Source organism: Cystobacter fuscus (assembly GCF_044360685.1).
GTDB classification, from domain to species: Bacteria; Myxococcota; Myxococcia; order Myxococcales; family Myxococcaceae; genus Cystobacter; species Cystobacter fuscus_C.
In genome coordinates this window covers 10,284,004-10,302,699 of the sequence record NZ_CP043491.1, presented here as the reverse complement: position 1 = coordinate 10,302,699, position 18,696 = coordinate 10,284,004, and the positions used below count along the sequence as shown (strand labels likewise).

Annotated in this window: 14 protein-coding genes; 6 read left to right on the top strand and 8 right to left on the bottom strand. The window is 68.0% G+C overall.

Going from position 1 to position 18,696, the window contains the following annotated elements; all coding sequences use genetic code 11:
* Positions 1-311 precede the first annotated feature (311 nt).
* The 3 genes from F0U63_RS42260 (at position 312) to F0U63_RS42250 (ending at position 4,252) form a co-directional block, all read left to right on the top strand.
* A complete protein-coding gene (locus tag F0U63_RS42260; RefSeq protein ID WP_395839684.1) occupies positions 312-1,577 on the top strand; it encodes a serine hydrolase domain-containing protein in 1,266 nt (421 codons plus the stop codon).
* Between the two features lie 273 nt (positions 1,578-1,850).
* Positions 1,851-2,984 carry a right-handed parallel beta-helix repeat-containing protein gene (locus F0U63_RS42255; RefSeq protein ID WP_395839681.1) on the top strand — a complete coding sequence of 378 codons (1,134 nt, stop codon included), beginning with the start codon at positions 1,851-1,853 and terminating at the stop codon, positions 2,982-2,984.
* Positions 2,985-3,070: 86 nt separating this feature from the next.
* Positions 3,071-4,252 carry a lipid II:glycine glycyltransferase FemX gene (locus tag F0U63_RS42250; protein ID WP_395839679.1) on the top strand — a complete coding sequence of 394 codons (1,182 nt, stop codon included), beginning with the start codon at positions 3,071-3,073 and terminating at the stop codon, positions 4,250-4,252.
* Positions 4,253-4,276: 24 nt separating this feature from the next.
* Here the strand turns inward: F0U63_RS42250 and F0U63_RS42245 are convergent, their stop codons facing one another.
* On the bottom strand, positions 4,277-4,933 hold the full coding sequence (locus tag F0U63_RS42245; protein ID WP_395839676.1) for an acetyltransferase: 657 nt from the start codon (positions 4,931-4,933) through the stop codon (positions 4,277-4,279).
* A gap of 391 nt (positions 4,934-5,324) precedes the next feature.
* On the opposite strand from F0U63_RS42245, the gene F0U63_RS42240 reads away from it, so the two are divergent.
* Positions 5,325-7,211 (top strand): polysaccharide biosynthesis protein, encoded by a 1,887-nt coding sequence (locus F0U63_RS42240; RefSeq protein WP_395839674.1) that lies wholly within the window; start codon positions 5,325-5,327, stop codon positions 7,209-7,211.
* A gap of 42 nt (positions 7,212-7,253) precedes the next feature.
* On the opposite strand, the gene F0U63_RS42235 is transcribed toward F0U63_RS42240, so the two are convergent.
* Positions 7,254-8,207 carry a GNAT family N-acetyltransferase gene (locus tag F0U63_RS42235; protein ID WP_395839672.1) on the bottom strand — a complete coding sequence of 318 codons (954 nt, stop codon included), beginning with the start codon at positions 8,205-8,207 and terminating at the stop codon, positions 7,254-7,256.
* 299 nt (positions 8,208-8,506) lie between these two features.
* On the opposite strand from F0U63_RS42235, the gene F0U63_RS42230 reads away from it, so the two are divergent.
* The gene (locus F0U63_RS42230) at positions 8,507-9,676 is read left to right on the top strand and encodes a hypothetical protein (RefSeq protein WP_395839671.1); all 1,170 of its coding nucleotides are present in this window, start codon (positions 8,507-8,509) and stop codon (positions 9,674-9,676) included.
* 114 nt (positions 9,677-9,790) lie between these two features.
* Positions 9,791-10,936, top strand: a complete 1,146-nt coding sequence (locus F0U63_RS42225) for a DegT/DnrJ/EryC1/StrS family aminotransferase (protein ID WP_395839669.1) — start codon at positions 9,791-9,793, stop codon at positions 10,934-10,936.
* Here F0U63_RS42225 and F0U63_RS42220 read toward each other — a convergent pair.
* The 6 genes from F0U63_RS42220 to F0U63_RS42195 all read right to left on the bottom strand — a co-directional run bounded on the left by F0U63_RS42220 (position 10,863) and on the right by F0U63_RS42195 (position 18,695).
* Positions 10,863-11,534, bottom strand: coding sequence for a sugar transferase (locus tag F0U63_RS42220; protein ID WP_395839666.1), 672 nt, complete (start codon positions 11,532-11,534; stop codon positions 10,863-10,865). The two genes, F0U63_RS42225 and F0U63_RS42220, sit on opposite strands and share 74 nt — an antisense overlap.
* Before the next feature lie 118 nt (positions 11,535-11,652).
* Complete coding sequence (locus F0U63_RS42215; RefSeq protein ID WP_395839663.1) at positions 11,653-12,972, bottom strand: lipopolysaccharide biosynthesis protein; 1,320 nt, start codon at positions 12,970-12,972, stop codon at positions 11,653-11,655.
* The gene (locus tag F0U63_RS42210; RefSeq protein ID WP_395839661.1) at positions 12,969-14,186 is read right to left on the bottom strand and encodes a glycosyltransferase family 4 protein; all 1,218 of its coding nucleotides are present in this window, start codon (positions 14,184-14,186) and stop codon (positions 12,969-12,971) included. The genes F0U63_RS42215 and F0U63_RS42210 overlap by 4 nt, the downstream gene beginning before the upstream one ends.
* Positions 14,183-15,442, bottom strand: a complete 1,260-nt coding sequence (locus F0U63_RS42205) for an O-antigen ligase family protein (RefSeq protein ID WP_395839658.1) — start codon at positions 15,440-15,442, stop codon at positions 14,183-14,185. The genes F0U63_RS42210 and F0U63_RS42205 overlap by 4 nt, the downstream gene beginning before the upstream one ends.
* Before the next feature lie 20 nt (positions 15,443-15,462).
* Positions 15,463-17,577, bottom strand: coding sequence for a polysaccharide biosynthesis tyrosine autokinase (locus F0U63_RS42200; RefSeq protein ID WP_395839655.1), 2,115 nt, complete (start codon positions 17,575-17,577; stop codon positions 15,463-15,465).
* Complete coding sequence (locus tag F0U63_RS42195) at positions 17,574-18,695, bottom strand: polysaccharide export protein (RefSeq protein WP_395839653.1); 1,122 nt, start codon at positions 18,693-18,695, stop codon at positions 17,574-17,576. Before F0U63_RS42195 ends, F0U63_RS42200 begins: the two co-directional genes overlap by 4 nt.
* Position 18,696: the final 1 nt, after the last annotated feature.

Genomic DNA, 18,696 nt, shown 5'->3' with positions numbered 1-18,696 from the left:
TCATGACTCCCCGCCGCTCCCCGGAAAGCGGCTGGCATTACAACGGGTGGCGATTGCCCGGAGAGAGGGGATGACGCAAGAGATGGTGCTTGCTTGGGATGGAGCGCGAAGGTGGGCCTGGCCTCGGTTGCCTGGCGAAGCCGGGAGCTACTCCCTGGGGCTCGCACGATATGCGCCTCCGTGCACCGGATGGCCATTGCTCGCCGGTGCCAGGGCTCGCCGCTCGGCCAACATTTCGAGCTTTCCAATGGCGGAGACGGCCGAAGACGAATGGAATGCCCGCGTCTTTCATTGAATCAGGAGCGTCCGTCATGGTCAGGTCGTCAGGAAGGTCGTGGTCGAAGTTCCTCCTCGTGTGCAGTGCCCTGCTGCTGTCCGCGTGCGCCTCTCCGCTCGCGCGGCGGATGCGGCCGGTGGAGGCGCTCCTGCGGGAGCAGGTGGACGCCCAGAAGATTCCGGGAGCGGTCGTGCTCCTCCAGCGCACCGATGGTTCGGACTCCTATGTGACGGCCATCGGCCAGATGGACCGGGAGCAGGGCAAGGCGCTGCGGGAGGATGCCCTGTTCCGCATCGCGTCCATGACGAAGCCCATCACCAGCGTCGCGGTGATGATGTTGGTGGAGGAGGGCAAGCTCGGCCTGGAGGAGCCCATCTCGAAGTATCTGCCCGAGTGGGGGAACGTCCAGGTGCTGGCCTCCCCGTCGGCTTCCAGCACCGTGCCGGCCCAGACGCCCATCACCGTGCGGCACCTGCTGACGCACACCTCCGGCATCTCCTATCGCTTCATGGGCGAGCCGCTCGGTCCCCTCTACCAGAAGGCCGGCATCGTCGACGGTTTCGAGCACACCTCGTGGACGCTCGCGGACCAGTCGCGCGCCCTGGCCTCGCTGCCGCTCGAGCATCAGCCGGGCGCGGCCTTCACCTATGGCCTCAACACGGACCTGCTCGGCTACCTCGTCGAGCAGGTCTCCGGCGTGCCGCTGGACCGGTTCTTCCAGGAGCGCATCTTCACGCCCCTGGGGATGAAGGACACGTCCTTCTTCCCGCCAGAGGATGAGGCCTCCCGCCTGGTCGCCCTGTACCGGCACGCCTCCTCGGGTGCGCTCGAGCGCGTGCCCGAGACGGGCACCAACGTGGTCGAGGGCTTCTTCTCCTACGCACCGGACTTCCAGACCACCGGCGCCAAATCCTACCGCTCGGGCGGCGCGGGGCTGGTGTCCACGGCGAGAGACTATGCGCGCTTCCTCCAGATGCTGGCCAACGGTGGCAAACTCGGCGGCGCGCGTCTGCTGAAGCGGGAGACGGTCGAGCAGATGACCCGGAACCAGATTGGCGCCCTGCGGGCGGATTTCTACGGTTCCGGCTTCGGTCTGGGATTCGGAGTGCAGGAGGACCCCGCTCTGGTGAAGGCGCAAGGCCCGGTGGGCAACTACTTCTGGTCTGGCATCTTCAAGAGTCACGCCTGGGTCGATCCCGAGCACAAGCTCGCGGGCATCATCATGATCAACCTGTGGGACATGGCTTCCGACACGCCCAACGACATCCGCGCCCGGATCTACTCCGCCGTGGAGGAGTGAGGCGTTCCTGGCGCTCAGGCCGGACCCGTCATGGGTTGCTTCTCCGCACGGACAGCGATGCCACGGAGGAGTTGCGCGCTCGCGGGGGACCCCCCTGGAGTCGCTGTGCTCGTGAAGTGTTCGACATCGGCTCCATCTTTGTCCGGGACGTCACTCCGTGTCCGCCTTCCGGTACGGTTTGTCCCCTGATGGGTGGGTGTTTAGCCTCCATGGTCTGGGCAAGGGGCCATGGACCGGGGGGGCATCATGGGTCAGGCACAAGGTGTTGTCACCGTGGCGATGGGCTTGGTGATGCTTCTGTCGGGCGCAGCCACCGTGCGGAGCGGGGGAGCGGAGGCAAGGCAGGTCGGTGTCCAATGTGGTGACACCATTACCGAGAGCACCCGGCTCACAAGCGATCTCTCGTGCCCGGGCACGGAGGTCCCCGCGCTTCGAGTCGCCGGGGCGGGCGTCATCCTCGATCTCGGCGGCCACACCGTGCGCCGCGTGGGCCCGGAGACGGGCGTGTCCGAGGGCATCAGGGTCTCGGCTAACAGCACGGTGAGGAACGGCACGATCCGGGGGTTCGACCAGGGCTATGTCGTCGGCGGCGAGTCGCTGCCTTCCCCGGAGCGGGTGGGGCTGTTCGGGCTCACGTTCATCGACAACACGGTCGCCGTCTACAACCGGGGAGGCGACACGACGTTGACGGTCACGGACTGCCGTCTGATCAGGAATGGCTCGGGACTGGGCAGTGAGCAGGACGCGAGCAGGGGCGTGTTCGAGGTGCGGTCCTCGTTCTTCCTCGGCAACCGGCAAGCGTTGTCCGCGAACAGCCATTCCGTCGACGTGGTGGGCTCGACCTTCCTCCAGAACGAGACCGTGATCTGGTGCCCCGATGGCCACGTCTCCTTCACGTCGAGTTCGATCATCCAGAACACGGTCGTGGGCGACTTGCGGCTCGGCCAGTTTGGTTACGGCGCCTGCCGGGAGGCTTCGTTCGTCCAGACGGTGCTCGCGCGCAACGGCTCACTCGCCGCCACCGACGCGCCGGTCTGGGAGCCGTTCGACTTCGTGCTGCGCGACTCGTGGGTCATCGAGAACAAAGGGGAACTCCTGGTCCGGGCCAGGACGGTCGACGTCCAGGGCAATACCTGGTGGAGAAACGGGAGCGGCCTGTCGCTGGCCGATCTGCCGGAGTATGTGCCACCCGCGCTCACCGGCACGGTGAGTGGCAACCACTTCCTGCGCAACCAGGGAGACGGTCTCCGGGTGTTGGTCCCCAGCACCCTCACGGTGTCCCGCAGCGTCGCGCTCGACAACACGGGCTGGGGTCTTCAGGTGCCGGGCGTGATCGACGGAGGCGGCAACGTCGCGCGAGGCAATGGCGCGGGCGACTGCGCCGGGGTCGTCTGCGCCGCTCGCTGATGCGCCGTTGTTCAGTGGTGGTCCTTCCCCTCCGTCTGACAGCCTGCTTGCCGCATTTCCATTCACACCCCACCGTCTAGCGGACCATGCAACAGATCATCTCGTTCTCCGAAGCGGAGCGGTGGGAGCGCGCGTACGCGCGAGCTTCATGCAAGGACATCTACTACCGCCACGCCTATGCGGAGCTGTGCCATTGCATGGGAGATGGTGAACCCCTTCTCTTCGTCTACGAGGACGATGCGGGCAACACGGTCTGCTATGCCTTCATCCGCAGGCCGCTCCAGGCCCTGCCCTTCGCCCGCGACGTGAGGCTCGAGGGGGAGTGGTACGACATCATCAGCCCCACCTATGGTTATGGGGGCCCGCTCTGCGCGGAGCCCCACGAGCAACTCCTCTGGGAATTCCGGGTGGAGTTCGAGGCCTGGTGCCGCGGCGCGAACATCGTCAGCGAGTTCGTGCGCTTCCATCCCCTGTTGGGCACCCACCGGTTGCTCGAGGGGACGATGGACATCGTCTACAACCGGGAGAGCGTCTTCATCGACCTGCGCCGGACGGAAGAGGAGCTCTTCGACCGCTATCACCCCAGCCACCGGCGGAACATCCGCAAGGCGCTGAAGAGCGGGCTGGAGTTTCGTGTGCTCGAAGGGCACGAGGCGTTTCCGCAACTGGAGGTGTTCTATCGCCTCTACCGGGCCACGATGGACAAGGTGGGAGCGCTTCCGTACTACTACTTCTCGACGGAATACCTGGAGCGACTCTTCTCCCGCCTGGAGCGGAGCGCTCTGCTCGGTGCGGTCTTCCTCGACGGACGGATGGTCTCCGCCGCCCTGTGCCTGCGCGAGGGGGACGTGCTCACCTACCACCTGGGCGCCTCGGAGACGGCGTCATTGCACCTCGGGACGAACACCTTCCAATTCCATCACATCGCGCTGTGGGCACGGCGCAACGGGCTGCGTGTCTTCCACCTGGGTGGGGGCCACCGGGGGAGGGACTCCCTCTTTCAGTTCAAGCACCGCTTCAACCCGGAGGGCACGTTGCCGCTCAACCATGGCAAGAAGGTGCACCATCCCGAGGTGTACGAGCGATTGGTCGAGAGCTGGAAGCATCACCATGCCCAGCCACTCGCCGAGTCCTATTTCCCGGCCTACCGGACCCCGCCGACGGTACGCGCGGACGCTCCCGCTCCGGGGGAGGAACCCTTTTCCGGGCATACACAGCGCTCGCACGAGCGCTGCCACACGGCCCCTCCGGAACTCTCTTCTCTTTGACGAATGAACGGGTCGGCGATGGGCTCAGGTCTCCTCTCGCTGGCGGTGAACGCGCGCGGGAACGCCAGCCACCACCACTCGGGAGGGGACGTCGGAGGTGACCACCGCGCCAGCGCCAACCACTGTTTCCTCTCCGACGGCCTTGCCAGGCAGGACCGAGGCCGCGAGGCCGAGGTGCGTGAGGGCGCCGATCCTCACGTTTCCCCCCAGTGTCGCGTTGGGTGAGAGGTGGGCGAACGCGCCGATCTCGCAGTCGTGCTCGACGATGGCGCCGCTGTTGATGATCGCCCCATTCGCGACGCGTGCGTCCGGGTTGATGACCGCCTGGGCCATGACCACGACGCCCGCTCCGAGCTGGGCGGACGCCGCCACGGTGGCGGTGGGGTGGATCAAGGTGACCAGCGTCACTCCCAGCCTTTCGCACAGCTTGTAGATGCGGCACCGCGCGCGGTTCTCTCCAATCCCCAGCGCGACACCCACTTCGGCCCGGCACATCTCGAGCCAGGCGGGCCCACCGAGGATGGGAAGGTCGAAGACCCTTTTCCCCTCGAGCGCTCTGTCGTCGAGGAAACCCTCGACGGTCATGCCGCGGGCCAACGCGATGTCGGCGACCACCTTTCCGTGGCCCCCACATCCATAGATGACCAGCCTGGGTTTTGTTTTCGTTTGAGCCACGAGCATTCACCGGAGTGGAAGATAGGGCTTGGATGGGCAATCGGCACCACCCACCTCGTCATTGATACGCATGCCTCACCTCCCGGGATGCCGCGTGAACAGTCTTCGTGTGGCAGCACGTGCGCGACCCGCGCCTTCGTCCGTGCAGATGTGGCGCGGCGCGCCCCGCGACTTGCCCGGCAGGACGAGGAGCGGGCTCATTGCCTTTCATGTTTTTCCTATCACAGTGGCATGCGCTCGAGGGCAGCTATCAAGCAATCTCATTTCTGTTCATCTTCCACTGTCAACCTAAGCGGGACGACGACACCGCGCGCGTGGTGCCCGCCTGAGTTCAGAGTGAGGAGAGCTGATGACTCGTGGAATGAGTGGGGGAGTAGTTTTATTGACTGGGCGCCCGATGGCGCAAGTGGAAGGCGGCCTGCGGTGTTTTCCACTCCTGCGTTCGTTGCTCGTGTTGTTGGCGGACGCGGCCCTCACCGGCAGTGCGCTCTTGTGCGCGATGCTGCTGCGCTTCGATGGGGTGTTGCCCAAGCCGTGGTGGTCGGCGTTCGTGCAGGGCTTGCCGCTGCTGGTCCTGGTGCGACTGGCCATGCTGACGTGGTTCGGGTTGCAGCGCTGGTCGTTTCACAGGTCCGGTCTCAACGAGGCGGTCCGGCTCGTCCTGGCCATCGCGTCCGCCACCCTTGTGTTCGAGGCGCTCCGGTTCTTCTCCCTCTTCGAGCTCCCACCGCGCTCGGTGGTCGCCATCGAGTTCATCCTCTCCACGGCGTTGATGGGTTTCTACCGCTTCGTCCCGCGGACGGCCCGGCTGTGGTACCTCGAACAGAAACGCTCCCGGGCCCAGGGCACGCAGCGGACGATCGTCGTCGGGGCTGGTAGCGCTGGGGATCTGCTGCTGCACGACCTGCTGCGCACGCCGAGCAGCCCCTGGCATGTCATCGGGCTCGTGGACGACGATCCGGCCAAGCACGGTACCTTCCTCAATGGCAAACAGGTGATCGGCCCCATCGATGCCTTGCCGGAACTGGTGGCCAGGCACCGCGTGACCCAGGTGCTCATCGCCATCCCCAGCCTGCCTCCCGAGCGCATCCGACACATCCTCGGCCTGTGCAAGAACCGGAGCGTTGGCTTCAAGATCATTCCCGCCTCCTTCGCCTACCTCGACCAGAAGATCACCGCCGCGATGCTGCACGAGCTGAGCCCGGAGCACCTGCTGCCCCGGGATGTGGTCTCCTTCGATCAGGAGGAGGTGCACCGGCGCGTCGCGGGCCGCCGCATCCTCGTCACCGGGAGCGCGGGCTCCATTGGCAGTGAGATCGCCCGTCAGGTCGCCGCGCATGGGCCCGCTTCGCTCGTGTTGCTCGACATCAACGAGAACGAGCTCTACTTCCTCGTGCGCCAGCTCCAGGAGCGCTACCCGCGGCTGCCGGTGAGCGCCATCGTGGCGGACATCCGGGACCAGGAGCGACTGATGCGTATTGGAAGGGAGCACGCCCCGGAGTACGTGTTCCACGCGGCCGCGCACAAACACGTGCCCTTGATGGAGGACTCGCCCGAGGAAGCCATCAAGAACAACGTCTTCGGCACCCTGAACGTCGCGCGCATGGCCGATGTCTGTGGCGTGGAGCGCTTCGTGCTCATCTCCACCGACAAGGCGGTCCATCCCACCTCGGTCATGGGGGCCTCCAAGCGGCTCGCCGAGATGGTCATCCGGGACGTCGCGGCCCGTTCTCATACCGCCTTCACCGCCGTGCGCTTCGGCAATGTGCTTGGCTCGGCGGGCAGCGTGGTGCCGCTCTTCAAGCAGCAGATCCAGCGGGGTGGGCCGGTCACGGTGACGCACCCGGACTGCACCCGCTACTTCATGATCATCCCCGAGGCTGTCGGGCTCGTGGTGCAGGCGGGGCTGGCGGGCTATGGAGAGCTGTGCATCCTCGACATGGGGACCCCCGTGCGCATCGCCGAGCTCGCCGCGAACATGATCACCATGTCGGGCCTGGTGCCGGGCAAGGACATCCACATCGTCTACACCGGACTGCGTCCGGGCGAGAAGCTCGAGGAGACGCTCATGAGCGAGGAGGAGGAGCGCACCCATCAGGTCCGCAACCGCATCAAGGTGGCCCAGAGCCCCTTGCCCCCCGCGGACTTCCAGCTCCAGCTCGAGCGGCTGCGGCGGGTGGCGCAGGCGGGTGACTCGTCCGGAGTGATGCTCGCCCTGTGCCACCTCATCCCGACGTACAAGCCGGCGAGGCTCGCGCTGGGTGAGCAGTCCGAGTCGCGGTGAGTGCTCGGTGCCGGGCCCGGTTTCCAGGCCCGGCTCCCCCGTTCAGCGCCGGGGTGCCCGGTAGGTGGGAAAGTAGTTCGAGGAGAGGCCGCCCTCGGACAATTGGGCATACACCGCTGGATCGCAGATGAGTTCGTGGGTGTAGAGCTGGAAGCTCGCGTTGGCGAAGCCGCGCTTGAACGCTTCCAGGCTGTCACCCGGTTGCATTCCTCCCCCCAGGTTGAGCGGCATCCCAAGCTGCCTGCCGAGCTCGAGCAACGCGGTGAAGGTATTCTTCGCGGGCGAGCGTGACAGGTAGGCGTCGGCTGTCCCACCGAGATAGTAATGCAGCACGCCGTCGCTCGAGACGCCAATGGCCGCGGACACCACGTCGCCGCTCGGTGCGCGGGTCGTCGCCAGCCAGGCGGCGGGTGAGGAGAACAACTCCTCGAAGTAGGTGTCCGGGAAGAAGTAGCGGGCGCTCGCCTCATCCCGGACCATGGTCTGCCGGTAGACTTCCTTGAATCCCTCCCGCTCCTCGAGCGAGGCCTCGCGCGCGGGGCCGTAGGTGCTCACGAAGCCCTGCCGGAGGTTGCGTTGGATGTGCCGGCGGTGCATCTCCCGGAACTCGACGGGCAGGCGGGGATCGATGAAGAACACCTGGTTGCGTCTCGTTCCACCCGCGAAGCACTGGGGACCAGTCAGGCGGTCGCGGACGAAGATGCTGACGAGTTCGGTGCCCTGCCAGTCCACCGCTTCCTTCGGCACCTCGCTCAGCCCGTTCATCGCCCCGCTCGGATAGCCATAGGGGGAGACGGCATCCCGGTAGGGCGTCTGCTCGATCGGCCGCACGATGAGCGGAACCCGCAGTGAGCCTGCTCTGGCTCCTTCGATGACGAGCGTGTGGGTCACGCCCTCCGCGCGCAGGTGGTGCTGCGAGCGGAAGTAGTCCTCCGACAATGCGAGCTTTCCCGCGTCGGGAACCAGGACTGCCTTCAGCCGGGTCGTCGTTATCATGTGCTCCGCCATCGTCATGGCCATCTCGCCCCGTCCCACGCTCTCCTACCAGAGTTGCCTGAGAGCCAGGCCCATGGCGGCTCGCACCATGGAGCGAGCAACCTGTCTGTCACATCCCAAGGCACATGCCGGAATTCAATTCGTGGACGCACGTTCTTTTCTGCCGTTAACAGAACGCAATTCAGCGTTCACATCACAGGGTAACCCTCCAGCCGAGCGTCGGGTTACCTCCCCAAAGGACGCCATTGATGTCTGGTTTTCGTCGTCGAAGCACTCGTGGCCTCGCTGTGTCCTCGCTGATGTTGCTCTCCGTTCTGTTCGGAGCGGCCTGTGATCCCAACGCCGGGCTGGATGCCACCGGTGAGGAGTTCGCGCAGGAGCTGAGCTCGAATTCGGACGCGCTCGCCGCCCTCCCGACGCCCGCTGGCCTGCGCTCCGTGGCTGATTGGGAGACGCTGTTCCAGAAGAACTGGAACTCGGAGCACACCTCGAGCTTCCTGCCCAAGAGCACCTCGCTCGACAGCTGGCAGTTCTACGATCTCGCCTACGGCATCGATGGGAACACCGCGATGTTCCGGGCCACGGGGAAGACGCAGTACCTCGACCGCGCTCTGCTCTATGTCAACAACATGGTGAACAACGCCAAGAGCTCCGCGTCCCTCCCGAAGAGCCAGTTCAAGGACGCGTACCTGGGCTGGGCCTCGGCGCGCTCGGACACGTTGGGGCAGGAGGTGCCGCTGTTCGAGAGCTACTGCTGGCGGTACGTGACGCGCCTGCTGCGCGCCATGCATGATACGCCCGAGGTCTACGGCAATGCCAACTACCGCGCGCAGTACGACAAGCTGCTGGCGTTCTCCGAGAAGAACATCTTCGAGAAGTGGTTCAAGCGCGGGGCGAACAGCTACATCTACCGCAACAGGACGCACATGGCCGCGCACTGGGCCTACATCGCCATGGATCTGTCGCTCATGACGACGGACGCGGCGCGCAAGGCCAACTACGTGGCTGTCTTCAACAACATCAACCGGGACAACCTGCCCAACGCCGCGTCGTCCCTGCGCAAGCAGCTGGCTCCCAACCCCCTCAACGCGTCGGCCTTCTTCTGGAGCGACGTGTGGGCCTCCCGCGCCCGCCCCGGTCAGGACGTGGCCCACGGCAACGGGGTGATGGCCTTCATCGTCGAGGCGCGCGACGCGAAGATGGAGTGGACGGATCAGGACGTCCGCGCCTTCTCCGCGACGCTCAACTCCGTCATCTGGCCCTCGGCCGGCAAGTACGCCGAGTATGTCGATGGCTCGGGGAGCGGCACGGGCTGGTTCAACGACGGTCTGATGAAGCTCGGCCGTTACGACACCAACCTCCAGAAGCGGCTCGAGACGCACTCGGTCGGAAACAACACCCAGTTCTTCGGCAACGGCGCGCTCAACGTGCGGTTGCTGTCCGAGTCGGCGCGGTTGTCGGCGCGGTAGACGACAGTCTCCCCTCCCTGTCGCCCGAGTGCGCGACAGGCAGTGGGTAGGCAGGCTCCTGGGCGTGCCGGGCGAGTGTCCGGCACGCCCCTTTTTTTCCCTCAGGAGCTTCGAATGCCCCCACGCATCTACCTGTCTTCCCCCCATCTGGGCTCCCTGGAGCACGGCTTCGTCGACGATGCGTTCGCGAGCAATTGGATCGCGCCGCTGGGTCCGCACGTCGATGCATTCCAGGAGGAGTTCGCCCGGTGCGTCGGCGCGCCGCACGCCCTCGCGCTGAGCTCCGGCACGGCCGCGCTCCACCTGGCGCTGCAACTCGTCGGGGTCTCCGCCGGAGACGAGGTGCTGGTGAGCACGCTCACCTTCTCGGCCTCGGTGAACCCCATCCGTTACCTGGGCGCGTCTCCCGTCTTCATCGACAGCGAGCGCGGCTCCTGGAACATGGATCCCGCCCTGCTGAGCGAGGAGCTCGAGGCGCGCGCCCGCTCTGGCCGGCTGCCCCGCGCGGTCGTCGTGGTCCACCTCTATGGGCAGTGCGCCGACCTGGATCCCATCCTGGCCGCGTGCGACCGCCATGGCGTGCCCGTGGTGGAAGACGCGGCCGAGGCCCTGGGCAGCACGTACAAGGGGCGGACTCCGGGCACGCTGGGCCGCGTCGGCATCTACTCCTTCAATGGCAACAAGATCATCACCACCTCGGGAGGCGGGATGCTGGTGTCGTCGGACGAGGAGCTCGTCCGCCATGGGCTCAAGCTCGCCACCCAGGCGCGCGACCCCGCGCCGCACTACCAGCACTCCGAGATTGGCTACAACTACCGCCTGAGCAATGTGTTGGCGGCGATCGGCCGCGGGCAGCTCCGGGTGCTGGAGGATCGGGTCGCCGCGCGGCGCAGGAACCACGATTTCTACGCGCGGGCGCTCGCCGGGGTGCCCGGAATCACCTTCATGCCCGAGGCGCCCTGGGGACGCCACACGCGCTGGTTGACGACGCTCACCATCGATCCGGAGCGCTTCGGCGCGAACCGGGAGGCGGTGCGGCTCGCGCTGGAGCGTGAGGACATCGAGGCCCGGCCCGTGTGGAAGCCCATGCACCTGCAGCCGGTCTTCGCCGCCTTCGCGCGGAGGGGAGGCCAGGTGGCGGAGGAGCTGTTCCACGATGGGCTCTGCCTCCCCTCCGGCTCCAACCTCACTCCAGACGACCTGTCGCGTGTGGTGGAGGTGGTGCGGGCCGTGCACACGTCTCGTTGCCGAGAAACTTGAACATCGTCGCGTCCCCCGCGTGGGAGATGCCCTGGCGCTGCACCACGCGGAGGATCGTCATCGCGAGAATCCGCGTGTCCAGCGCCAGGCTCCAGTGGTCCACGTACCAGACGTCGAGCCGGAAGCGCTCCTCCCATTCCAGGGCGTTGCGCCCGTTCACCTGCGCCCAGCCGGTGATGCCGGGGAGCACGTCGTGGCGCCGCGCCTGCTCGGAGGAATAGCGGGGCAGGTACTCGACCAGCAGCGGCCGGGGCCCCACCAGGCTCATGTCGCCGCGCAGCACGTTCCACAGCTGCGGCAACTCGTCCAGGCTCGTCGCGCGCAGGAACTTCCCGACACGCGTGAGGCGCTGCGCGTCGGGGAGCGGCTCGCCGTCCGCGTCCAGCGCATCGAGCATGGTGCGGAACTTCACGAGCTGGAACGTCTTGCCTCCGCGGCCCGGGCGCACCTGCCGGAAGAGGACGGGTCCGCCCATCGTGGCCCGGATGACCAGCGCCGTGATGGCCATCACCGGAGCGAGGCACACCAGCCCCACGGCCGCCAACAGCCGATCGATGCACCGCTTGAGGAACAGCCCCGCTCCATTCTGTCGCCGCATGTGTTCTCGCTCCGGTTTCCGGCGGGGGGCTCCGTGCTCGACTCCGTCCCCGGTGGAGGGAGCTGGACCCGCGCGCACGCACCCGCTCGAATTCGAGGGTAGAGGCCCCGCTGGTTGCTCACCAATCACCCCGGAGCCCGGGCCTTGTGTTGGTGTGCGTGCATCCGCCGGCTCCCGCCTCCTGGAGCGCGAGGCGCCTCCAGGCACGCACGGCGAGCCACGCGCCGCCGCTCAGCTCGACGAGCCAGCCCAGCGCCAGGGCCCAGGCCGCGCCCATGGTCCCCACGGTGGGCACCCACCACGCGCTGCCCAGCGCGACCACCAGGACGGAGAGGACGAGCAGCGGCGCCTGCGCCTTCAGCTCCCGCGCCGCCGTGAGCCCGAATTGCAGGCTCACACAGACGTACTCCAGCGCGGCGGCGCCCATGAGCCAGACGAACAGCTCCAGGTTGCGCGCGTAGGCGGCCCCATAGAAGAACGTCAGCACGGGGCGTCCGAGCAACGCCGCGCCGGCGATGGCACACACGCCCACCAGGGCCGCCCCTCCGGTGAAGCCCGCGAGCGCCCGGCCGTAGCGCGCCGCGTCCCCCGCCGCGTGGTAGCGCCCCAGCCGGGGGCTCACCGCCTGCCCGAGCGCATGGACCACCCGGCCCCCCAGGGCCGTGAAGTAGGCGAGCGCGGCGAACATGCCCAGCTCGGCCTGGCCGGCGTGCGCCTCCAGGAGGTAGCGGGGCACGTTGGGGCGCAGCGAGCCCAGCAGGGCGGTGATTCCCAGTGCGTAGGCGAGTCCCAGCAGGCTCTTCAGGCGCGCGCCCTCTTCCCGCCACGGGGTGCGCCACAGCCGGCCCCAGGGAGACTTTCCGCCGAACACGCTCCGGTACGCCTGGGCGTCGAACAGGACAAGCACGAGTGCCCAGGACAGCCCCAGGGCGGCGGCCGCGGCGGCCGCGCTCCTCGTGAGTACGAGCGCGAGCACCACGAGCACCACGGAGAGCACGCTCTTGGCGATGATCGACCGGGCGATGAGGCCCATCCGCTCGGCCTTCTGCAGGGCGCCGTAGAATACCTCGCTGAGGGCCTCGAAGCCCTTGGCCAGCGCGAGCAGCGCGATGACGAGACCGGTGCGCGCCGGATACCCCCCGAGCCAGCCCAGGGCGCAGCACAGCAGCACGCCCCCGAGCACGTTGAGCACCATCAACCCGAGGTAGTGCTCGAAGCCATGGGCGCTCCGGGCGTCGGTGGCCTGGAGCGTGCGCAGGTTCATCCGCGCGAGCAGCATCACCGGGGCGGTGAGGGCCAGGCCGAGGGAGAACTCGCCCAATAGCTCCATGGTGCCGAGCCGGGCACACGCCACCAGCACACCCCACTGGGCGAGCGCGTACACGAGCCCGGAGGAGAGCGTCCAGGCGAAGTTGCCTCCCAGCGACCGACGCGTCACGCGCTGGCCACCGCGCGCTGGAGCACCTCGGCGAGCCGGTGGGCCGCGGAGTCCGCGGAGAAGCTCTCCCGGCCGAGCCGTCCCGCCCGCGCCCCCGCCTCGGCGAGCCACTGGGGGTCGCGCAGCCTGCTCTCCAGCAGCTCGCTCGCGGCGGCGGGGTCCTTGGGGGGCAGCTTCAGGCCGAACCGCTCCCGCTCGAGCAGCTCCGCCTGCCAGCCGCCGTAGTTGAGCGCCAGGGGCCGGCTGGCGGCGAGCGCGTCGAAGAACTTGTTGGCGGAGTTGTCCTGCATGCCCGGCACGTCGGTGAAGAGCGAGGTGGCGATGGTGGCCGCGGAGAGCACCGCGGGGATGTCCGCCTTGGGCACGCTGGGCAGGAAGAAGAGGTTGCGGTCACGCACGCCCAGCCGCTCGGCGAGTCCGTGCAGGGCCTGCTCCTCGCGCCCATGTCCCATGATGACGAAGCGCACCTCCGGGTCTCGCTTGAGCATGTCCGCGGCGACCCGCACGAGGTAGTCCACCCCATTCACCAGGCCCAGGGTGCCCGCGTACAGGACCATGGGCCGGTCCCCGAGCCACGGGTACTTGCTCCGGAACTTCTCGCCCGCCGAGGCCGGGACCTGGAAGCGCTCCGGGTCGCAGAGGTTCGGGATGACGGTGATCTTCTCCGGGGAGACGCCCGCCGCCTCCACCCCGGCCTTCATCCCCGGCGAGAGCGCGACGATGTGCGCCGCTCCCGCGTAGGCGGCGCGCTCGAGCAGCTGGGCGGCGAGGATGGCGGGGCGGCTCTTGAGCGCGCCAACCGCGATGGGCAGGGCGGGCCAGAGATCCCTCACCTCGAAGACCATGGGCTTGTTGTTCCAGCGCGAGGCGAGGATGCCCGGGACGGCGATGGTCAGCGGGGTGCTCGTGGCGAAGACCACGTCCCCCGACAGCCGCATCGCCCGCTGCGCGGAGTTGAGGGCGAAGTGGCTGAAGGCGCGCATCCGGTCCGTGTAGTTCATCGAGTTGGAATAGGGCACCGGGAGCCAGTGCACGTGGATGCCGCTCTCGTTCGTCTCGCGCCAGCCCTTCGCGTTCCGGGTGGGCTCGGTGTCCGAGGTCACCAGGTGCACCTCGTGTCCCATGCCGACCAGGCGGCGGGCGAGCTCGTAGGACCGCGTCCCGCCGTGCATGGTGGGCGTGGTGAAGTACTGGTGCAGGTAGATGATCTTCATGTCGTGGCTCCGTGGACGGCGGGATGGGTGATGAGACGGGAGGGGACGAAGGCGGTCCTCGTGGCCAGGGTGCACGAGGACATGACCATCAGCAGGAAGAGGGCCCGGGTGTCGTAGAGGTCGCCACTGGACTGGCTGCCGAGCAGCACCAACACCACCGCGCCCACGGTCGCGCCGTCGATGCGGTGGCGGCCTCGCCACGCCGAGCGGAGGAAGGCGAGCAGGGTCCAGCCGAGCAGGGCGAGGCCCAGCGCGCCGCCCTCGCAGAACACCTCGAGGAAGAGGTTGTGGGGGTAGACGCCCAGCCCGAGCGCGGGGAAGGCGGCGAGCCCCGCTCCCGCCACCGGGTTGTCGAGCCCGAGCTCGTACGCGGCGGCATACAGGGACTCGCGTCCCGACAGGTACACCTTGCTCTCCGTGTCGCTGCCGCCCTCGTAGTTCAGGGTGAGGCGCAGGAAGCGCTCCTCCATGGACCGGCTGAGCGCCTTGCCCAGGGGGGTGAAGGTGATCACCACCAGCACGGCGGCCGTGGCGAGCAGCGACAGCAGGGCGAGCTGGCGCAAGGGGATGCGCCCCACCACGAGGAAGGTGAGGACGCCCGCGAGGATGGCGGCCGTGCCTCCCCGGGAGCCGGTGAGCAGCGCGAGCAGCACGCCGGCGGCCGCCATCGGAACCCAGAGCCACGTCTGTCCCCGCCGGTGCCAGAAGTACAGGGCACCGAGCGCGAACAGCCCCATGAGCCGGGCGAAGATGTTCGGTCCTCCTCCCAGGACCGCCAGCCGCGCGCCGCCCCCGCCGCCCAGCAACTGGCTCACGCCGGTGAGCGCCAGCAGCCCCGTGGCCAGGACCACCACGCCCCAGAACGCGTCCAGCACCCGCACCGCCGGCTGCCGGAGCGCGGCGAGCCCGAAGCCCACGCTCATCACCCCGAGGAGGACGAGATCGTAGAGCTTTCCCAGGGCGAACTCCGCGTCGGGCGCCCAGAGCGAGCTGGTGCACAGGTAGCCGAGGAACAGCAGCAGCGCCTTCGCGAGCCGGGTGTCGGGCCGGCTCTCTCCGGGCCTCGCCGCGCGGTGGGCGCGGTGGAGCAGTCCCAGGGTGGCGAGCACCACGCTGGCCAGGACGATCCACAGCCGCAGCTCCAGGAACGGGTCCGGCTCGGGGTTGGCGGAGGCCAGCCGGTGGAGGCCCCAGCGCCCCGCGAGCACGTAGAGCGCGGCGATGAACCCCAGTCCTGAGCATCGGATCCATGTCATGGGGTGGCGCTCGCTCGTGCTCAGCCGGTGGTTGGGGAGTCGTACTGGTAGATGCCGCTCACCACGCGTCCCACCGAGGAGCGCGGCACGCCGTTGAAGATGATTCCGCGCACCGGGACTCCGTCCTGCTCGAGCCGGTGGAGGGCCGCGCCGAGCTCCCTCATCGGGTGGATGCCCGCGCGCACCACGGCGAGGTTGATGCCCGCGTGCCGGCCCACGAGCGCCGCGTCGGTCACCGCGAGGATGGGGGGCGTGTCGATGAGGACGAGGTCGTACCCGGCCGACATCCGCGCCACGAGCGCCGTGAACGCGTCGCTCTGCAGCAGCTCGGCGGGGTTGGGCGGGAGGGCGCCCGTGGACAGCCAGGACAGGCTCTGGCCGGGGATGTGCCGCACCGCTTCTTCCAGGCCGACCTTGCCCCCGAGGACCTCGGAGAGGCCCTGGGCGCGCTCGGCCCGGAAGCCGAGGTGGAGCGTGCCTCCGCGCAGGTTCGCGTCCACGAGCAATACGCGCTTGCCGGCGTCCGCCAGCACCCAGGCGAGGTTGAGGGCGACGAAGGACGTGCCCACTCCGGGACTCGGCCCGGTGAGGGCGATCACGTTGTTGGGCGAGTCCCGCAGCGCGAGCTGGAGGCGGGTGCGCAGGCCGCGCAGGCTCTCGGTGACCGGGTGGCGCGGATGGGTCTGGGCCAGGAGGGCGCGCGCCTCGCGGCTGGACGCGAGGGGGAGGGTGGCGTGGATGGGCACCCCGAGCCGCGCCTCGACCACGGCGGGGTCCGTGACGCCCTTGCGCAGCGCCTGCCGGGCGAAGGCATGCGCCACGCCGAGCGTCAGCCCCAGCACGAGGCTGAGCGCGAGCACGCCCGGCTTGCTGGGGCGCACCGGCTGGCGGGACACCACGGGCTCATCGAGGATCCGCGCGTTGCCGACGATGCTCGACTTGAGGACCCGGTACTCCTGGGCCTTGTTGTTGAGCTGGAGGAAAAGCTCGGTGGCGACCGTCACGTCCCGCATGAGCTGGGCCGACTTGAGCTCCGCGCCCGGCAGGCCCTTGAGCTGGGCATTGATGGCGGCCCGGTCCGCTTGCAACCGCTCCAGCTTGTGACTCGTGGTGATGAGCACCGGGTGGTTGCCGGTGAAGCGCTGCCGCAACTCGGAGCGCTCGAGCGAGAGCGCGGAGATCGACTTCTCGATGTCGACGCTTCGATCCAGGATCGCCTGGGCCTCCAGCCCGAGATCGACGATTCCACTCCCGGCGCGGTGGGCGCTCAGGGCCCCCTCCGCCCGCTCCAACTGCTCGCGCAGCCCGGGCAGTTGGGTGTCGAGGAACGCCAGCGTCCTCTCGACCTCCTCGCTCCTGCGCTCCACGTTCTGCCGGACATAGTGGCGCGCGATGGCTCCGAGGGTCGCGGACAGCCTCGTGGGCTCCTCTCCCTCGAGGACCACGGAGAGCACGCCGGTGTTGGTGCCCTTCTCGCTCAGGCGCAGCGTCTGCTGGAGTTCCTCCACCACCTCGAGGCGCGCGTGCCGGATCACCTGGAACCGCGTGCCCGGACGGGCGTCGAGCTCGGAGACGAGGATCTCCACCTGCCAGCGGGAGTCTGGCGGCGCCGTGGCGGGTTGCCTGGCGTGCCCGTCGAGGATCGGCTGGGAGTCCGGATCGAGGAGCGTGTAGGCACCCGCCTCGCCCGCCACGAGCGTGAGCGGCAGTTCCTCCAGTTCCGGCGGCACGCTCATCTGGGTCACCTGAAGGCGTTCTTCCTTCGAGGTGAACGGGAAGCGTCGTGGACCGGCCTCCACGCCCAGTTGGAGTTCATCGACGACCTTTCCCAGCAGCGTCCGCGAGCTGATGATCTCCATCTCCGTGGACACCTCCCCGGAGAGCTCCGCGAGCAGCTCGTCGAGTTCTCCGAGCCGGCTGCCTTTCTTGTCGATCTGGAGGATGACGTTCGCGCGATAGACGGGCGGCGCGGCGAGCAGGTACAGCGAGCCCGCCACGAGTGTCAGGACGAGCGTCACGAGGATGGATCCGCGGGACTCCAGCAGGATGCCCAGGTGGCCGCGCAGATCGAGTTCGTCTTCAATTGCCCCGGGGTTGGTGCGAGCGGGGTCCTCGCGGCTGGGCGCGCTCGTCATGGCGATGTGAATACGACAGATCTGTTACCGATATCGACTGCCTGCCAGAGCATCTGAACTGTTGGCTGGATTTGAGTGATGATGCGATTCCAGCGTGTCAAGTTGTGCGCCGAGACGAAGACAACGTCATGGGGTTGAAGTTGGAATTGCGTGGCGAGCAGGAGCGCGTCCGGTGACCGGGCATCGAGCTTGTAGATGGTGGGCCGGTCGAAGTTGCCGCGGATGACATAGACCTTCGCCGGGTTGGCGCTGACCGGATCGAACCCCTCCGTGTCGCCAATCGCCTCCGCGAGGGTCATCCGGCCCTTCACCATGACGCGAGACGAAGGCTTGCGGACCTCGCCGAGAACGAAGACCTTGTTGCGGCTCCGGTCGGGGACGTGAAGGATGTCTCCGTCCTGGAGGAGCCAGTTCTGGCTGATGTCCCCCTGTTCGTAGAGCGCCTGGACATCCAGGATGGATGTCTTTCCGCCCCGGGTGAGCGTGACGCCGCGCAGGTTGGCCTCGGGGGTGGGCCCTCGTGCCTGGCTGATGGCGTCCTGCACCCGCATGGGCACGTCCGTGATGGGCAGGCTGCTGGGGGCGACCACCTCCCCGGTGACCTGGACCTTCTTCCCCCGGAAGCCCACCACGCGCACATCGAGCTGGGGCTTCTCGATGACATGGTTCAGCCGCTGTGTCAGCAGCTCCCGGATCTCGGGCAGCGTCTTGCCGGCGACCTGGAGGATCCCCGCGTAGGGGAAGAACATGGTTCCATCGGTGGACACCGGGTGGCCGGTGGCCTCGGCGGAGCGGAACTCGCCCGCTGGGATGGTGAGTTCGGGGTGATCCCAGACGATGACACTCAGCACGTCATGGGCGGTCACCTGGTAGTTGTAGTTCGCCGCGAACTCCGCCAGCGGATCCCGGAGGGGGGCGGGTTGCGTCTCCAGACGTGCCTTGTGTTGCTCTTCCAACAGGGCCACGTCGATGGGGACGACCTTGAACTCGTCGCCGGTGCCCGCGTCGGCCTTGCCGGCGTATCGGCCCCGGATGGCCCCTTCGTCCATATACATGCCTGGGCCCCATGCGCACGCGCTCGTGCACAATACCCAGACCAGCAAGAGGACGCGCCTCATC